General features: G+C 29.1%; 1 protein-coding gene. It reads right to left on the bottom strand.

Annotation, left to right across the window (positions count from 1 at the left end; genetic code table 11):
• Positions 1-516, bottom strand: a 516-nt coding sequence (locus CIGNP85_RS08415) for a hypothetical protein (RefSeq protein WP_179187412.1), incomplete at both ends; no start/stop codon positions are given.

The raw sequence follows: 516 nt of genomic DNA, 5'->3' as shown, positions 1-516 counted from the left end.
ATTTTTGGTTTGTTGTCTTCTTGTGTTTTGTCTTCGTTTTTGTGGATTAAGATTTTATCTATACCTAAATCATCGTGATCATTTTCTTGATCTTGCTCTGAACGTTTATCTAAAATTCTTTCTTGTCTTTCTTTACTTTCGAGCCATTGACGTTTTTTGTCTGGCATTTTTTCTTTTTTTCGATTTTCTAAGTTTTTCAAAGCTTGATTATATGCTTCTTTCAATGCTGGATCGCTTTCTAAAAGCTCGTGAAATCGTTGTTTTTCGTTTTTAAGTTCAGTATTTTCAGCTTTTGAATATTTCAATTTTGCTTCTAAGTCTTGTATTTTTTCGTATGGTTCTTTATAGACTTTATACATCTCTTCAAAAATAGCTTCATTATCGACTTGATTAGAAAAAATGCCCTTTTTTGTGTGTTTTTCAACCAAATTTTGAAACCACACTTCAAGCTCTTTTTTATTATCAAATCGCAATTTTTTCTTTTCAAGATTGATTTCTTGAAAGAATTCTTTGCTA

Origin of the sequence: Campylobacter sp. P0085 (assembly GCF_002139495.1) — a bacterium.
GTDB lineage: Bacteria > Campylobacterota > Campylobacteria > Campylobacterales > Campylobacteraceae > Campylobacter > Campylobacter devanensis.
The sequence above is the reverse complement of the archived record's forward strand: the minus strand, read 5'-3'. Positions and strand labels throughout refer to the sequence as shown.